General features: G+C 44.3%; 13 protein-coding genes. 12 read left to right on the plus strand and 1 reads right to left on the minus strand.

Translation table 11 applies throughout. The features are described from left to right. Window positions 1-28: 28 nt before the first annotated feature. The 11 genes from wecB to OH455_RS06540 all read left to right on the plus strand — a co-directional run bounded on the left by wecB (window position 29) and on the right by OH455_RS06540 (window position 12,076). Window positions 29-1,147: a non-hydrolyzing UDP-N-acetylglucosamine 2-epimerase gene (gene wecB, locus OH455_RS06490; protein WP_269980787.1), complete on the plus strand. Its 1,119-nt coding sequence runs from the start codon at window positions 29-31 to the stop codon at window positions 1,145-1,147. 17 nt (window positions 1,148-1,164) lie between these two features. Then, entirely contained in the window at window positions 1,165-2,406 is a 1,242-nt protein-coding gene (gene vpsB / locus OH455_RS06495) for a UDP-N-acetyl-D-mannosamine dehydrogenase VpsB (protein WP_040121290.1), read from the plus strand. Window positions 2,407-2,471: 65 nt separating this feature from the next. Then, window positions 2,472-3,605, plus strand: coding sequence for a VpsD family glycosyltransferase (locus OH455_RS06500; RefSeq protein WP_269980788.1), 1,134 nt, complete (start codon window positions 2,472-2,474; stop codon window positions 3,603-3,605). Then, entirely contained in the window at window positions 3,602-5,032 is a 1,431-nt protein-coding gene (locus tag OH455_RS06505; RefSeq protein ID WP_269980789.1) for an oligosaccharide flippase family protein, read from the plus strand. The genes OH455_RS06500 and OH455_RS06505 overlap by 4 nt, the downstream gene beginning before the upstream one ends. Continuing rightward, window positions 5,022-6,266 carry a VpsF family polysaccharide biosynthesis protein gene (locus tag OH455_RS06510; RefSeq protein WP_269980790.1) on the plus strand — a complete coding sequence of 415 codons (1,245 nt, stop codon included), beginning with the start codon at window positions 5,022-5,024 and terminating at the stop codon, window positions 6,264-6,266. Before OH455_RS06505 ends, OH455_RS06510 begins: the two co-directional genes overlap by 11 nt. Continuing rightward, entirely contained in the window at window positions 6,259-6,759 is a 501-nt protein-coding gene (locus OH455_RS06515) for a serine O-acetyltransferase (RefSeq protein WP_045977187.1), read from the plus strand. The genes OH455_RS06510 and OH455_RS06515 overlap by 8 nt, the downstream gene beginning before the upstream one ends. A gap of 11 nt (window positions 6,760-6,770) precedes the next feature. Further along, a complete protein-coding gene (locus OH455_RS06520) occupies window positions 6,771-8,099 on the plus strand; it encodes a phenylacetate--CoA ligase family protein (RefSeq protein WP_269980791.1) in 1,329 nt (442 codons plus the stop codon). Further along, on the plus strand, window positions 8,096-9,184 hold the full coding sequence (locus tag OH455_RS06525) for a glycosyltransferase family 4 protein (RefSeq protein WP_269980792.1): 1,089 nt from the start codon (window positions 8,096-8,098) through the stop codon (window positions 9,182-9,184). The genes OH455_RS06520 and OH455_RS06525 overlap by 4 nt, the downstream gene beginning before the upstream one ends. Continuing rightward, window positions 9,181-10,347: an aspartate-semialdehyde dehydrogenase gene (locus tag OH455_RS06530; RefSeq protein WP_269980793.1), complete on the plus strand. Its 1,167-nt coding sequence runs from the start codon at window positions 9,181-9,183 to the stop codon at window positions 10,345-10,347. Before OH455_RS06525 ends, OH455_RS06530 begins: the two co-directional genes overlap by 4 nt. Then, window positions 10,344-11,075, plus strand: coding sequence for a WecB/TagA/CpsF family glycosyltransferase (locus OH455_RS06535; RefSeq protein WP_045977191.1), 732 nt, complete (start codon window positions 10,344-10,346; stop codon window positions 11,073-11,075). The genes OH455_RS06530 and OH455_RS06535 overlap by 4 nt, the downstream gene beginning before the upstream one ends. A gap of 185 nt (window positions 11,076-11,260) precedes the next feature. Then, entirely contained in the window at window positions 11,261-12,076 is an 816-nt protein-coding gene (locus tag OH455_RS06540) for an RbmA family biofilm matrix protein (protein ID WP_045977192.1), read from the plus strand. A gap of 32 nt (window positions 12,077-12,108) precedes the next feature. Here the strand turns inward: OH455_RS06540 and OH455_RS06545 are convergent, their stop codons facing one another. Then, window positions 12,109-13,269, minus strand: coding sequence for a glycosyl hydrolase family 28-related protein (locus OH455_RS06545; RefSeq protein WP_269980794.1), 1,161 nt, complete (start codon window positions 13,267-13,269; stop codon window positions 12,109-12,111). 323 nt (window positions 13,270-13,592) lie between these two features. On the opposite strand from OH455_RS06545, the gene OH455_RS06550 reads away from it, so the two are divergent. After that, complete coding sequence (locus OH455_RS06550) at window positions 13,593-16,442, plus strand: beta-prism lectin domain-containing protein (protein ID WP_269980795.1); 2,850 nt, start codon at window positions 13,593-13,595, stop codon at window positions 16,440-16,442. Window positions 16,443-16,459 lie beyond the last annotated feature (17 nt).

Genomic DNA, 16,459 nt, shown 5'->3' on the forward strand with positions numbered 1-16,459 from the left:
TCTTGGCTAAATTCAGGGAACAAGTGTTGTGAAAAAGGTTTTGATTACGTTTGGGACGCGACCAGAAGCAATAAAAATGGCGCCTTTGGTTCACCAAATGAAAAGTGACGCTCGATTTGAAACCAAAGTATGTGTCACTGGACAGCACAGAGAGATGCTGCATCAAGTATTAGAGCTCTTCCAAGTAGAGCCGGACTATGACCTTGATATCATGGAACCGGGTCAAACACTGACAACGGTAACGACCAAGATTTTAACGGGGATGGAAGAGATTCTTAGCGAGTTTAAACCTGATGTTGTTTTGGTTCACGGGGATACAGCAACAACTTTGGGCACAACGCTCGCCTCATATTACCAGCAAATTCAGGTTGGCCATGTTGAGGCTGGTCTTCGAACTGGAAACATCTACTCTCCATGGCCTGAGGAAGGGAATCGGAAACTGACAGGTTGCCTAACGAAATTTCACTTCGCGCCAACAAAAACCTCTCTACAGAATCTGGTTGATGAAAATGTATCTGCCACGGATGTTTATGTGACGGGTAATACGGTTATCGATGCGCTATTTATGATCCGCGACAAGATTGAAAACGATTCAGATCTTAGAGCGACACTGGATAATGTGTTCCCAATGCTTGAGTCCGACAAGAAACTGATTTTGGTGACTGGCCATAGAAGAGAAAGCTTTGGTGGTGGTTTTGAACGCATCTGTCAGGCACTGTCTGATACCGCATTGCGTCATCCAGATTGCCAGATTTTGTATCCGGTTCATCTAAACCCGAACGTACAAGAACCAGTCAATCGCTTGCTCAAAAATATTCCAAACATTTATTTAGTGGAGCCTCAACAGTATCTGCCATTTGTTTATCTGATGAATAAGGCTCACATCATATTGACGGACTCTGGCGGTATACAGGAAGAGGCTCCATCTCTCGGTAAGCCCGTTTTGGTTATGCGAGATACCACTGAAAGACCTGAAGCTGTGGAAGCCGGAACGGTCAAACTGGTAGGTACGGACAGCGATTTGATTTGTCGCGAGCTAACTCAGCTTTTGACTGATCAAGCAGCTTATGAATCCATGAGTCAGGCCCACAACCCGTATGGTGATGGGCAGGCTTGCCAAAGAATTGCAGATATTTTAGCGCTTTAAAGATTAAGGAACACATAATGTTTAACAAGGTTTCAGTTGTCGGCTTGGGTTACATCGGCTTGCCAACCGCTGCGGTGATCGCTTCTCGAGGAATTGAAGTTATCGGTATTGATGTCAACCAGCATGCAGTGGATACCATTAATCAGGGTGAGATCCATATTGTTGAACCGGATTTGGATATCGTTGTTCGCAGTGCGGTAATGACAGGTAAACTAAAAGCAACAACCGTTCCTGAAGCCGCCGATGCATTTATGGTTGCGGTTCCAACACCATTTAAAGGCGATAACCACGAGCCTGATCTGAGCTACATTGAAAGTGCCGCAAAGGCAATTGCACCAGTACTTGAAAAAGGTAATTTAGTGGTACTGGAAAGTACGTCACCCGTTGGTGCTACTGAAAAAATGGCAGGCTGGTTAGCAGAAGCTCGCCCTGACCTGACGTTCCCACAGCAAAGTGGAGATGCTGCTGATATTAAAGTTGCCCATTGCCCTGAGCGTGTTTTACCAGGCTATGTTCTACAGGAACTGGTGAGCAACGATCGCGTGATTGGCGGCATGAGCGATGCCTGTAATAAGCGTGCTGTTGAACTTTATCAAACCTTTGTGCGCGGAGAATGTATTCTCACGAATTCTCGTACGGCGGAAATGGCTAAGCTGACTGAAAACTCATTCCGTGATGTGAATATTGCTTTCGCCAATGAACTGTCCCTTATATGTGAAAAATTGAAGATCAATGTTTGGGAACTGATCAAGCTTTCTAATCGCCACCCACGTGTGAATATTCTTAACCCAGGTCCTGGTGTCGGCGGACATTGTATCGCTGTTGACCCATGGTTCATCGTCAACAGCTGCCCAGACGAAGCAAAAGTGATTGCAATGGCTCGTGAAGTTAACGATGGCAAGCCTCTTTGGGTGATTGATCAGGTTAAACAAGCCGCGGATGAATTTAAAAAACCAGTGATCGCTTGTCTAGGCTTGGCGTTTAAAGCGGACATTGATGACTTACGTGAGAGCCCTGCGCTGGACATTACCACTCAGCTTGCCAATGAAAATGTTGGTCAGGTGATCGCTGTCGAGCCTAACATTTCTTCGCTGCCGGAAAACCTCGTTAAAGCGGGAGTTGAATTTATGGATCTGGAGCGTGCTCTTGAAGTAGCGAATGTGGTTGTGGTCCTTGTCGATCATAAGCAGTTCAAAGCTGCAGACAAACTCGCTTTCAGCAAGAAAGTGGTCATTGATACAAGAGGTGTTCTGGCGTGATATGAGTCAGAGAGTGAAGTGGCGCAGTCATTCACTCTCTGAGCCTTCTCGCTAAAGGTTCGATGATGAAAAAAGTCCTCCTAGTGATGCCATTGAGTACCCTTAAATGGGGAAGTGATAATGCCGGAGGCGTTGACTCTGTCTGCCAGCAAATAGTTCAGTCACTCGAGTTCAGCGCACCTAAGGGTTTTGAGTATGAAATTCTGGCAATTAAGGTAGGGTCTTCTCAACAAGAGTTGAACCAAAGAATTCAGCTCAATGAGCGAACTCATATCACTTTCATTGCTAGCAAAGGGAAAATTCTAGGGGTACCTGTACCGGGCTTTGTTTTTCAGAACGTTAAGCTACGTGAGCTTGCTCGTCGCTTTCAGCCTGACGTGATCCACAGCCACCTGCCGAGTCTACCTTTGTTACCAACTGGTAATGCTCACTCTGTGATTACCTTGCACTCATTGGGCAAAGTCGCTAGAAAACGTCGTAGTTGGCTCAACAACTTAATTTTTGAAACCGTGCTTCCAGCATTCAGTTTACGATCTGCGGATCGGTTAACTTATGTTGGTGATATTTTGTTTGATTCTTTACCAAACGCTTTGCGTGCAAAAGCGCACAAGGTGGGCAATCCGGTGAATGATGTTTACTTTAAGCAAACAAAAAGATCAACGTCAGAGACATTACGTTTGGTGACTTGCTCTTTAATCTCACCACGCAAGCAAGTCGACCGGATCATCAGGTTGTTGGCTCAGTTAGCGAATACAGTTGATGTTGAGCTAAAGATTATTGGTCCTGTCGACGAGAATTATGCCAGAGACCTTAACATGCTGGCAGAAGAATTAGGTGCTTCGGAAAAAGTGGCTTGGCTTGGTCCGATGAATGTTGAACAGATTAAGCAGGTTTATGCAGACTCTGATGTTGGAGTCTTTCTTTCCCGAGAGGAAACATTTGGTCTTGCACCATTGGAAAAGCTTGCTTCAGGTCTACCTGTTATCGCGACTAAAGTGGGTATCTTGCAGGAAGAACAAACCTATTTTCGCACTGCTGGTGTTCACTACACATTGGCCGATGGCTCTGACAAGGAAACTGAAAACGTTTTGCAGTTTTTGCGCGATTTACCTGCGGTGGATACTGAATCTTTGAAAGCGAAGTTTTCACCACGTGCTGTGGTCGATGAGTATCAAAAGCTCTACGGAGAGTTGTTGTGATCAAAAAGTTGTTCACCTATGCTCCTGTTCAGATCTTTTCTGCTTTAAGTCTGTTTGCACTTATTGCAGTACAGACTCGCTTTCTTTTGCCGCAAGAGTACGGCTTTCTCGCTGTATTGATGGTGATTGTTGAAGCGTCACGTTCAGTGCTAATTCAGTGGATCAACAATTGCCTTATTCGTTTCTATCCGAGTGCGGAACGGGATAGGCAGAAGCAGATCAGTGCGACAGTTGTTCGTTGGTTGATTGGCAATCTTCTCTTCTCTTTCTTTGTTATTGGTGTTTTGGTTGCGCTGTTGACAGAGTTTGAATGGCGCGTCTTTTTCGTGGTTTACGCCTTTTTTGTCACTAAAGCTCTTTATTTGTTTTCGATTGAGTATGCGCGTGTGAACCAAAAGTCCGGCCACTATCGCTGGTCTGTAATGACTCAAGCGGTCATGTCGATACTCATGACTGTGTTATTCCTATCACTATTGCCTAGCCTTGAAGTGGCGTTGCTGTCTTTAGTCGTTAGCTATTCGGTAGGAGCGGCGATATGTGTTGGTGCTGGAGCATGGCATCGAAAAGTGATTCCTGAAACTGCGCTTAAAAAAGAGCTGTTTTCTTACGGCGCACCACTTATGTTGTCTGGTCTACTGGGCATACTGGCAGCAAGGAGTGACCGTCTATTTATTGCTAATCTCACTGGTCTTGAACAAGCAGGGCAGTATGCCGCGATTGCGAATCTTTTATTCGGCATTATGGCATTGGTTTTTATGGCCATTGCTCTACCGCTTTACCCAGAACTCACCAAGCTTACCGAAGACAGGACGCGCCTAATTGCTAAGCATAAGATGTATAGCGGCTTGCTGTTTGCACTCAGCTTGCCCGCGACTATAGGCCTGTGTTTACTCGCTCCCACACTAGTGGGTATTTTTCTTGGTGACGCGTACGCAGATATCGACATAACCACGTTTTACTTGGTCGCCGCTGCCGCTTTACTGTTTAATTTACGTGCGCATTTCTTTGATCATGGTTTGCAGTTCACACTACAAACCAAGTACGTACCTTTGATTATGGCGGTTGTATTACTTGTACAAGTGTTGGCAGCTTTTGCTCTTATTCCTCAATTGGGTGCGCTGGGAGCAGCAATCGGCATTCTATTGGCCATGTTTGTTGGTCTGGTGATAACCGCCTTTGTTGGTTGGAAGGCTGGATATCGATACCCCATACCCGAATCAGCGCTAAAAACAGTTATCGCATCAGGTGTTATGGCGCTAGCGATTCTTTTTGTCCAGCCATTCCTTGGTTATATCAACGATGTCTTTGCTCTCATTATTTCGATTGGTATAGCTTTGGCCACTTATGTTCTGGTGCATTTTCTTTTGAACAGTTTTGAGATTCGTTTATCTCTACTCAAGCTGAGGGGTAGACGACGTGTTGTCTAAGATCTATCTGCTACCTTTTGTCGCTATTACATCATCGATTCTTCTTGGCGGCTACATGTTAGAAGACCTTGGGGTACCGTACGTATCTCAAGGGGGATCACCACTATTTAAAATCCATTTGTACTCTTATCTGGTTTTGCTGGGTTTTGGATTGGTTTTTCTGTTTGATGGGATGAAAGGAATCTCTCACCGTTTAGGCAGCTACTACCGTTTTTGGCTGATTGCGTTGGCATGCAACGTGTTCGTGATCCTATATGGCTTTGCTATGCATGGTTCTTCAGGGATGGCCTATTTAGTCAATACGTTTTTAGCGCCAGTGTTGATCGTGCCGTTACTGGCTTACCTTAAAGATAATCAAAAGTCTTTTCTACTCAATCTGATTGCTTACTTAATATTACTTAACTCGCTTGTGGCGGTGATGGAATATATGTTCCATTTTCGTTTGGTCAATGTTGAGTTCCAGGAATTTTCTTTCTTTCGTTCAACGGCATTTCTGACTCACCCGCTTAACAACGCCCTGATAACGGTCAGCATTGCGCTGCTCGTTGCTAACAAAACCAAGCTACCCAGCTTTGTGTATATATTGATTGTTGCGCTTGCGTTGTTCGCATTCGGCGGTAGAGCCGCGTTAGCGATCTTTATTTGTGCGGTATCGGTGTCCTTTGCTCCCATGCTGTGGAAAGCCATCACTCAGGGCATTCCTGACAATAAGCAAAAAATTGCTCTTTTTATGCTGATCGGATATGTCGCATTCTGGGTTGGTGCGTACCTGCTGGTTGAGTCTGGCATTACGGAACGAATTGCATCAAAGCTCTATATTGATGGCAGTGCGTCGGCTAGATTAGACGTATTCTACTTAATCGATCAATTAAGTGCTCGAGAGTGGATATTTGGTGCTAGCCATCGTCTACTTGAGTCGATTGAGCTTTACTTAGACATTGATGTCATAGAAAACTATTTGGTTGGTTGGGTTTTCACTTTTGGGCTTGTAGGCGCTGTGCCTCTGTTTGTGACGGTTTTTATGCCTTTGGGCTACTTTGCTGTAACAGGCAACTACATTGAACGCGTAACTATCTTGTCTTTTGCTCTGGTCAGTATTACCAATAACTCTCTTACAACAAAAACCCCAGCATTGCTTCTACTTTTCACTTGTCTGTACTTAGCTAAGTCACTTAGGGAAAGGTTGCTAGCTCCTCAGAATTCTCATTTAAACTCAGGTTGTTCACATGCCTAATGCTATCGTTCTATATCGTATCGCACGTTGGTTCTATCTAAAAAAAGTACCGATAATTCCCGAGATATTTCAGCTATTTATATTCGTTATATATGGAAGTCGAGTCTCTGCCAAGTGTCAGATTGGTAAAGGGAGCATGTTTGCTTACAAAGGGATGGGCGTATTACTTCATGACCGAACGGTGATTGGAGAAATGTGTAACATAGGTGTCGGTTGCAAAACAGCGGGTAAAGGCCCTTATCGAGAAGTACCTCGGATAGGTCATCGTGTTTATCTTGGCCCCAATAGCATACTCATTGGCCCAATTATTGTTGGTGACAATGCGATCATCGGCGCAAACAGTGTGGTGACAAAAAGCGTCCCAGAAGGTGCCATTGTTGGTGGGGTTCCAGCCAAAATTATTGGCTGGGTAAAAGACAACGATTATGACATTCATGACAATCGTTCTGACGTTGAAGGAACAGCACCATTCCTTCAGGACCTCCGTGGCTAGGGGATAGTAACGTGTATACCTCGTCGATATATAAGAAATCGCCAATATTTATTCAGAACGTAATGGTGTCTTTAAGAGACCTAGTGCGTGCGGCCATTCGTAGTGAAAAACGTGTCGCAGGTTTGAAGAGTCAGCTTAGAGAAAATGAATACTCTCATGATGCACTCAAGGCCTTTTGTGATAAGCAACTTGAAGCGACATTGCTACGCGCGAAAGGTACTGCTGCTTATGGAGCACATCAACAGCTAGAGCAGTTTGCGTTTATTGATAAACAAGATGTCAAAGCCTCGCCGGATGCTTTTCTCAACACACAGATCAAACCTAAAGTGACAGTGAAGGGCAGTACCAGTGGCACAACAGGTACGCCCCTATCGATCCCACAAGATCTCAATTCGGTGCTTAGGGAGCAGGCGTTTGTCTCTCGTCATTTAGAGTGGGCGGGCTACCAAAAAGGCGACAAGCGAGCGTGGATTCGTGGTGATGTAGTCGTGCCACTATCTCAGAAAGTTGGCCCTTATTGGCGCTATTCTATCTTTGAAAACATGATTCTAATGTCGTCGTTTCATCTGACAGCGGATGCGATTCCAGATTATCTGACAGCAATGGAAGAGTATGGCGTTGATATTATCCAAGCGTATCCATCTTCAATCGCTACGCTCGCCAAGTTCCTAGAAAGTAAGGACTGGTATTACCGAGGCAAATTAAAATCTATCGTGACCTCTTCGGAATCCCTCTCACAAGAAGATAGGGACATAATTGAGAAACGTTTTCAGTGCAAGGTGTTTGATTGGTATGGGTTGTTTGAGCGTGTCGCGGCAATAGGTAGTTGTGAGCATGGCAATTATCACCTGATTTCCGATTATTCGCATGTTGAATTTCTGGACTGTGGTGATGGTAAACATGAGATTGTTGGTTCGAACTACAACAATGCACTTTATCCGCTAATCCGCTATCGCACTGGGGATCACGTTGTGCTTTCATCAGAGCAATGTTGTCCATGTGGACGAACTTATCCTGTGATCGAGAAAATCGAAGGGCGTGTGGGCGACTTCCTGTTGGGTGAAGATGGGCAGAAAATCCACATCCTCAACCATATACCAAAAGGTATAGAGGGGCTAATAAGCTGTCAGTTTGTGCAAGAAAAAGCAGAATCAATCAAAGTATTAGCTGTCGTTGATGAAGCCAAGTTTACGACGCAGCAGGAACAGCAGCTCATCACCAACACTAATGAGCGCGTTGGACAGAGCATGAAAGTTGATGTCATACGAGTGGATGCATTACCGAGAACGAAAAATGGCAAAGTGCGTCAGGCAGTATGCAGTGTGGAGAATAAATTTTGAAAAAAAACATCAATCTGACCATTGCGACTGACATTAAAGGCCAGGGTGGAATTGCAACGGTCTTGAGTGTTTATCATCAATCCGGTTTTTTTGCTGACAATGCGGTAAGACTGATCGCTACTCATTCTACCAACAATCGACTGGGTGGTGTTGGAGCTTTGCTGCTTTATATCAGCGCATTGCTGAAAGTTTTGTTCTACTTTGTGTTTTATCGCGTTGGTTTAGCCCACATTCATGTTGCCTCAAGAGGAAGCTACTTACGTAAATCAGTACTTGTGCGATTGATTAAATTACTTGGTGGCAAAGTGATCTTGCACTTACACGGCGCTGAGTTTCGTGATTTCTATGCGAATGAGTGCGATGAAAATAGAAAGAAACACATTCGTGATACTTTTGAAATGTCGGATGTGGTGATTGTTCTATCTTCCCAGTGGATTGACTGGGCGAGAGAGACTTTTCGTCGTTCGGAGCATTTCCAGTTAGTGTATAACGCCGTGCCATCACTTGAGCTTGATGCTTCCGTTAATTCTTCATCAACCATCAGCTTTCTAGGAAGAGTGGGCGAGCGCAAGGGCGTTCATGACCTGCTCACAGCCATGGTAAGAGTCAAACAGCAATGCCCTGACGCTAAGCTTGTGATCGGAGGAGATGGCGAAGTTGAAAAGTACCGTGCGATGGCACGGGATTTAGGGCTTGAATCCCATGTAGAGTTTTTGGGATGGGTTTCTGGTCAACACAAGCTCGACTTACTGAGACAGACTCAAATTTATTGCCTGCCTAGCTACAACGAAGGATTTCCAATGGGCGTATTGGAGGCGATGTCGGCTGGTATTGCCGTAGTGTCCACTTACGCTGGTGGTATTCCTGATGCGATATCTCATGGCAAGGAGGGCACTCTCGTAGAAGCTGGGGACTCAGAGGCCTTGGCTGATGCGCTTATTGAACTACTGACTAATCAAGAAATGAATCAACATTATACCCAAAATGCGAAACAGAAATTCGATCAGCACTTTTCTGTACAAGCAATCATTCCTCAGGTGCAGCGTATTTATGATGCCGTGCTTCGCCAAAGGAGCCGCGCATGATTAATGACATTCGTTGTTCACTTTTAGACGATGCGATTAACAATGACTTTGCAGGTTTTGATCCATTTGACGGATTAAATGCTCGTCTTTTCGATACTTTCCCGCGTTTACGCAATTCACTATTCGGCCTTGCATGGATTCAGATGTTCAAACGCTCGAATGTTAATATGCGCCATTTTCTGGGAGTTCCAAAAAAGCGCAATCCGAAAGGGGTTGCTTTATTTATCTCAGGGATGCTAGAGCAATATCAGGCTAATCAGGAGACTCGCTTACTTGAAGAAGCTCAGAAACTGGCCGACTGGTTGATGGAAAATCAGTGCAGTGCAGAAACATGGGGTGCTTCCTGCTGGGGATACCACTTTGACTGGAAAGCACGGGCCTTTTTTGTACCCAAGGGTAAACCCAACGTCATATCAACCATTTACGTAAGCAGAGCGTTGTTCGACCTTGGAAAACTGACCAACAACCAACGCTATGTTGATGCAGCATGTTCTAGTGCTGATTTCATTGTTGAGCATTTATACACAGAAGATCAGCAACGCCAATTTTTTGCCTATATTCCGGGAGAAAAAGCGTTTGTTCATAACGCGAGTCTGTGGGCCGCTGCATGGGTTGGGTTTGTTGGTTCTGAAACCGCCAATGCTAAATATCAAGAGCTTGCGCGGACGGTTGCTTGGCAAAGTGTTAACGAGCAGTCTGCTGATGGTAGTTGGGTGTACGGTGCTCGCAGTCACCATCAGTTTATTGATGGTTTTCATACTGGTTATAACCTCGAAGCGTTGTACGAACTAAAACATTCACTGCAAACCGACGAGTTTGACGAGTCGATTGACCATGGACTGGCTTATTACAAAGCGCACCTTTTTGAAGCAGATGGGACTGCAAAATACTACCATAATAACCGGTATCCACTTGACCCCCACTCAGTCGCTCAAGCCGCGATCACCTTGATTAAGGTAGGGGGAACGCAAAAAGATTTGGACATGGCAGGTCAAGTACTCAACTGGTCTGTCCAAGAGCTTTACCTCTCAGACAAAAAACAATTTGTTTATCAAAAGACCGCGCGTACAACCAACACGATTAACTATGTACGGTGGACTCAAGCTTGGATGTACTTGTCGATGAGTATTTATTTAAAGAACCACAAAGGAGAAAAGTCATGAGTCGAGTGACATTCTTGGGCAGTCCAATGGACACAATGACCATGGCACAAACCGTTGAATCGATTAAACATCGTATTGAAACCGGAACGTTTACTCAACATGTGGTTGTCAATGTTGCCAAGTTAGTAAACATGAAAAAAGATCAGGAGCTGGCACAATCTGTGACCGAGTGTGACATCATCAATATTGATGGTATGGGTGTTGTATGGGGTGCACGATTTATTGGTCATAAGATTCCTGAGCGCGTTGCGGGTGTGGATCTGTTTCATAACCTCAATGCCATGGCGGAAACGGAAGCGTTCCCTGTGTTTTTCCTGGGAGCAAAACAAGACGTGGTAGAGAAGACGGCTCAAGTTATGCAGGCCAAGCACCCAGAGCTTAATATCGCGGGATACCACCACGGCTATTTTTGGGATAACGAAGAAGCCTTAGTCAAAAAGATCAAACAGTCCGGGGCAAAATTGCTGTTTGTGGCCATCACATCGCCAAAGAAAGAAAACTTCATTAATAAATGGCGCGATGAACTAGGTGTCGACTTCGTGATGGGCGTAGGTGGGACATTTGATGTGGTTGCTGGCAAAGTCAATCGAGCCCCAGTCTGGATGCAAAACGCTGGTTTGGAGTGGTTTTACCGAGTGATTCAAGAGCCAAGAAGAATGTGGAAGCGTTATTTGGTGACAAATTCAAAGTTTGCTTTTTTGTTGCTGAAAGAGCGTTTTGGTAAATAACCTAATCTGCCTACAAATTCCTTAATGTGATTTTTATCACTAAACAAATGTAACAACTGAAAATATTTTCTTTGATTAATAACTGTAATTATTACCCAAGGTGTTATTTGAATATAAAATATTCAGTTGTTACTCTTCGTTCTGCCCTATTAATCAACTCTATTTATTAACAATTTGGTGTGGAAATGAAAAAACTATGTATTGCTCTACTTTCGGGTAGTTTAGCGTTCAGCACTCCTTTATCTGTCTTAGCTGTAGAGAGTAAAGTGGCGAACGAAGAATTTCTCCTTGATGCACAAATTCAGCTTTCAAAAAATGAGATACCGACAGAAGGTGGTTATTTATCTGCAAATATTAACTTAACAAATATTGGCGATGAAGAGGCTGATCTTAAGTATTGGGTATCTGTCACAGGGCCTAAAGGTATAGTTTTTCCTGCCAAAGCTGTTGTCGGCGTTAATAGTTCTGAATTTGACAGTGAAAATATTGAAGAAGGTTCGGCGTTGCATATTGAGCGTGGTATTTGGGTGCGTGAATATATGGATGACGGCCTATATAAAGTCGCAGTAGAAGGCGTCAACGTAAAGACTGGCAAAACTTTTTCAAAATCAGAGAGCTTTGCTAAAGGTGTGAGTATTGATCAACCAGCTACAATCGACGGCTTGATACTTGAGTCCTATGTTGTCAACGATACCACTTACCCAAGTGAAGGTGGCTATTTGATTCTCGATCTCCAAGCTCATAATACCAGAACGGAAGCGGCTAACATTGAGTTCTGGGTTACCGCAATTGGCCCTGATGGTTTAGCGATTCCTGTTCATGCTCGAGTGTTGGAAACGGTTCCCGCTTTGGAAGATCTCAGTATTATTCGCGGATTTACTTTAGACGCGAGCTATCCAGACGGCGAGTACACTATAGTACCGCAACTGTATGATGTAGATAGCGGTCAGCGTGTTGAAGGCGCTCTTAAAGTATATAAAGGTAACGCTGTTGTAAAATAGCTATATATTTAAAGCCCTGATTTATCAGGGCTTTAATTTCCATCAACTTTTATTGTTTTTTTATTTTCTTCTACTTTAATATTTCCAGATACAGTATCAATCGATAAAAAATCACACTCCGAACTTTCATCATATTGGTTACCAATAATATTAATGTTTTTAAAAGAATAGCCGCTATTCTGACTATAAGTTCGAATTATCTTTTTATATTTCTTTTCACTAGTTCCTTCGCAAGTGATATTAGAAAAACGATTGTGTGATATAGAAATATTCTCAACGGATCTAGTCGGTGATTCATTAGATGAAAAACTTTGTAACCGGATGCCCATGGTACTATCAAAAATGTCGTTGTGCTGGAAATCAATATTTCCCCAATCCACAGGTTGTTCTGCTCGTGTGTTTGGGAAGACATTCATAATAAAGCCGGAGATATTGTCGAATTTGTTGTCTTTCACTGTGACATTAGTGTAATAGCTGATTTCTAATGCAGTACTGCTTATGTTTCTGAAAGTATTATGGAAAACCAATGCGTCTTCAACTTGCTTTCGGCTCGATAATTTAAGAGTACATCCCTGAAATAGATTGTATTCGAACGTAATGTTTTGTGTGCCGGGGACATTGGAGCCTTGCGTTGCTTGGGTCGTTGTGACCTGACCACAGTTGCGAAACGTATTAGCGAATAAGATCGCATTTTGTGAGGGCGAGTCTGTAGGATTGGGTCCTGTCGTTACTCGCAAGGCAGCATCGCCGAAGTTCTCAAAGGTATTATTCGATAAGTGAGATTCAGATGTACTGGCAAGGTAAACTCCTTGTTCTCCCCAGACCTGATTCACATCACCATTATTGAGACCGAGAAAATGAATACCGCTAATGAACATACCTTGAGCTTCTTTGATGTAAAGCAGATATTCGCCAACGAAATCAGAGCACTTACGTAATACTGAACCCTGACTACCAATTAAGGAAATTTGCTCGGTGTTTGTTAAGTATAGTGTTTGACATACGTCGTATACCCCTGCAGGGAAAACCAGAATGTCTCCTGAATTGAGAGAGGATAGCGCCGTCTGAATCGCTTGGCTATCATCCTTAGAATCGTTGCTGATGGCACCAAATTGATCTAAACGAAACACCCTGTCCTGGGACAACGAGGGTAAAGAGAATAGAGCAAGAGTGAATAGCAACAGTATTTTCATATTAAACTGACCTAGTTTGGGCACCGGTGCGTGTTGTCGAATTATGGATGCCATTCTATACGCCGTCGTCTATTGAGATAAAAGTTTTTATCTTTTGTTTGTAAAATGAAGCAACATCCCAGTTTAAATGTCTCGTTTCTAAGATGTCTCATTATTGAGGCGGAAAATTCTCGTCTAATTGTTGAACAGAACAAATTCCATACAGATAATCGGCGCGAAACAATCCTAACCGCTTATGTCTGGATTTAACAACGTAACGGAAGAATTACGCCAGTATTGAGCAATACATTAATTTGGCAACAAATCAGCGAAGGGTGTTCTTAATGGAACGTAAATTATTAGCAGTGGTATTTGGCTCTATTGCATTAGCCAACATCAGCTTGCCTGCCCATGCATCCGAACCTATGGGATGTATTATCAGTCAGCAGTCAGGGGAAAAGTATTGCCTTAAAGCGGGAGAACGCTCAGGCTACTCACTTCCGAATTGGATCTATGCGCATCCGGTCGACGTTCTCGCACCGAGTGGTATTTCTGTGATGTTGAGTGACTGGGACAATCTGTCATACAACAGACTGGCCGTTTTTGATTCTTACACGTCAAACGAACAACTTAAAAACGTCAAGGCATATAACGGCCGTTATTTAGACTTTTCTAAACCGCGCTCTATGCGTGTGCTTGCGTCAGAGCAATACCCAGAAGCGTGTATCGTTAGCTTGGAGAGTGGCGAACGATACTGTTTGAAGGAAGGTCAACGTTCTGGTTATTCGTTACCCGACTACATTAAAGGTCATGAAGTAGAAGTACGAGCTCCACAAGGGCTAGGAGTCATGCTCAGTGACTGGGATAACCTTTCATACAACCGCTTAGCGGTGTTTGGAGGTTATAAAACTAATAGTCAGCTTGAATCTGTGAAGGCATACAACGGCGAGACACTTGATTTTTCGAACCCTCGTTCTATGCGAGTGGTTGCTTACACTGAGCCAGATAAAAAAATTGAAACTGAGCTGAAATGGTCTTGGCAAGGTAGTCGCTTTAAACCTGAATCCGATCAGGTGATGGTCACGCCAGTTACGGCTCAGCTTAACGACGACAACGGTGACTATCGTATCGATAACCTAGATGTTGCAGATGTCATTGTTGTAACATTTGAAGGCAGCAATTATTCAAGCGGTGGTCTTGTTCGTGCTTTGAGTGGTGTCGATGGTTCAGAGCTATGGAGCTATGACAATGGTGGTGTTACTGCTGATGCTCGCTACAGCCCAGCTGTTGCTGATTTAGACCACGACGGTATTGTTGAGATTGTCACCACCAGTACAGGCAGCGATGTTATCAAAGTACTCGATAATAACGGTAACGTAAAAAAGCAGATCGCTACAGTTGAATCTGGATGGCGTACGGTAGGAGACATTGCCTTGGCCGATTTGGATGGCGATGGTGATATTGAAATTCTGTCTGCGGATGGCGTCTACGATTATCAATCTGGGCAGCTTGTGTTCAGCCATTCTTGGTCACCAGCATCAATCAGTGGTGACTTTGACGGTGACAACCGTCAGGAAGTTTTTGCTGATGGTACTTTATTCCAAAGCTCTGGAGCTGTTGATTGGCAGTACAGCGCAGCGGATAAAATCTGGTTCTCTTCATTGGTTAACCTAGATTCAGATAAGAACCCTGAATTGGTTGTTTCCGTACCTGCGAGTTACTCATCTGCACAAAACAGTTCGCTGGCGGTATTGGAGCACGATGGTTCAACTAAATGGGAAATCACTAACGAGAACAACCCAGGTGGCGGCGTTCAAGCTGTTTCCAGTTTCCTAGCCGCTTACAGTGAGTCAGTTTCAAAGCAGACAGAAGTGTTTGGTTACGAAAAAGGCAACGCAGAATCGGCGCAGGTTGGTGGTGACAATCTGTTGTACGTGCGCTCCGGTGCTGCAATCGATGCCATTGGTACGGATGCCCATAACACGATTGGTGGAAATGGCGGAGCACTTCGTGATCCTATCGACCTTTCAAATGTTACGGCAATTGACGTCACATACGGCAAGTACTTCTGGGGTGGTCGCCATCTTCTGGCAATGGAATTCTCTCTGAAGAATGGTTCATCTGTAATGGTGGGCTCGAAAAACTATGGCTACCATATGCAAACTAAGCGCTTTGTTCTCCCTGAAGGCGAGAAAGTGACTAGCGTTAACGTTTGGTCGCAAGGCTGGCTGGTCGAAGGGGTTCAGTTTGAGACGGCAACGACAGCAGGCACCGACAACATCGGTATTGTTTACGCAGGTTACAAAGCGGTCGACATGTACAATGCTAAAGGTGAGTTAGTTTGGTCGGTTCAAAACGACGATATTGGCAGCGGCAAGATTGGTGTTTCTGCGTACGACTTTGATGCTGATGGCATCGACGAAGTGCTTGTACAGGATCATTTCAAGGTACGTATCCTTGATGGACAGACGGGTAAAGAGCTAACTGTTATCGAAAACTCGACTGGAACACTTTGGGAGTACCCAATCGTTGTTGATCTCGAGGGCGACAACAATGCTGAAATGATTGTGGTCGCAAACAACTACGACAGCAAGTACAGTATTAACAAGGGCGTGTATGTGTACCAGTCTGCTCAGGCTGACAAACCATGGACCAACGCGACGCGTATCTGGAACCAGCACTCGTTCAACCTGACGAATATTACTCAGGCTGGACAAATTCCAGAAACGTATCAGCCAAGCTGGCTAAGCCACAACACTTACCGATCGAGCACGCTACGTGCGGGAAAAACGGAATTTTCTCCTATCTTTGGCTACCCAAATGGTGATGTTCAAAAAGCGCAAGTGAAAGTGAGCAAGTTGCTGCACGTGCGTTCTGGTCTAGCAATTGATGCGGTTGGTACAGATCTTAATGCACTGATTGGTGGTAACGGAGGCGCGTTACGTAACCCTGTTGATTTGAGCCAAGTAGAGAGTATTGAAGTTAGCTCGGGTCACTACCATTGGGGTGGTAACCATATCGTAGCGTTGAAATTTAAGTTCAAGAATGGCTCCTCTGTCATGATGGGCTCTAAAGGCTATGCTTCGCCAATCAAAGTCGAAACATTTGATATCCCTAAGGGTAAGCAAATCAAAGCGATCAATGCTTGGACTGCGGGTTGGTTAGTTGACGCGATTCAGTTCGAATTGAACTGATAGCTTGATTAAAACGC

Source organism: Vibrio sp. T11.5 (assembly GCF_027587155.1).
GTDB classification, from domain to species: domain Bacteria; phylum Pseudomonadota; class Gammaproteobacteria; order Enterobacterales; family Vibrionaceae; genus Vibrio; species Vibrio neptunius.

Excerpts from the sequence above, each read along its gene's own strand:
- vpsB (WP_040121290.1), top strand. The coding sequence starts at position 1,165 with ATGTTTAACAAGGTTTCAGTTGTCGGCTTGGGTTACATCGGCTTGCCA.
- OH455_RS06500 (WP_269980788.1), top strand. The coding sequence starts at position 2,472 with ATGAAAAAAGTCCTCCTAGTGATGCCATTGAGTACCCTTAAATGGGGA.
- OH455_RS06515 (WP_045977187.1), top strand. The coding sequence starts at position 6,259 with ATGCCTAATGCTATCGTTCTATATCGTATCGCACGTTGGTTCTATCTA.
- OH455_RS06530 (WP_269980793.1), top strand. The coding sequence starts at position 9,181 with ATGATTAATGACATTCGTTGTTCACTTTTAGACGATGCGATTAACAAT.
- OH455_RS06535 (WP_045977191.1), top strand. The coding sequence starts at position 10,344 with ATGAGTCGAGTGACATTCTTGGGCAGTCCAATGGACACAATGACCATG.
- OH455_RS06540 (WP_045977192.1), top strand. The coding sequence starts at position 11,261 with ATGAAAAAACTATGTATTGCTCTACTTTCGGGTAGTTTAGCGTTCAGC.
- OH455_RS06545 (WP_269980794.1), bottom strand. The coding sequence starts at position 13,269 with ATGAAAATACTGTTGCTATTCACTCTTGCTCTATTCTCTTTACCCTCG.
- OH455_RS06550 (WP_269980795.1), top strand. The coding sequence starts at position 13,593 with ATGGAACGTAAATTATTAGCAGTGGTATTTGGCTCTATTGCATTAGCC.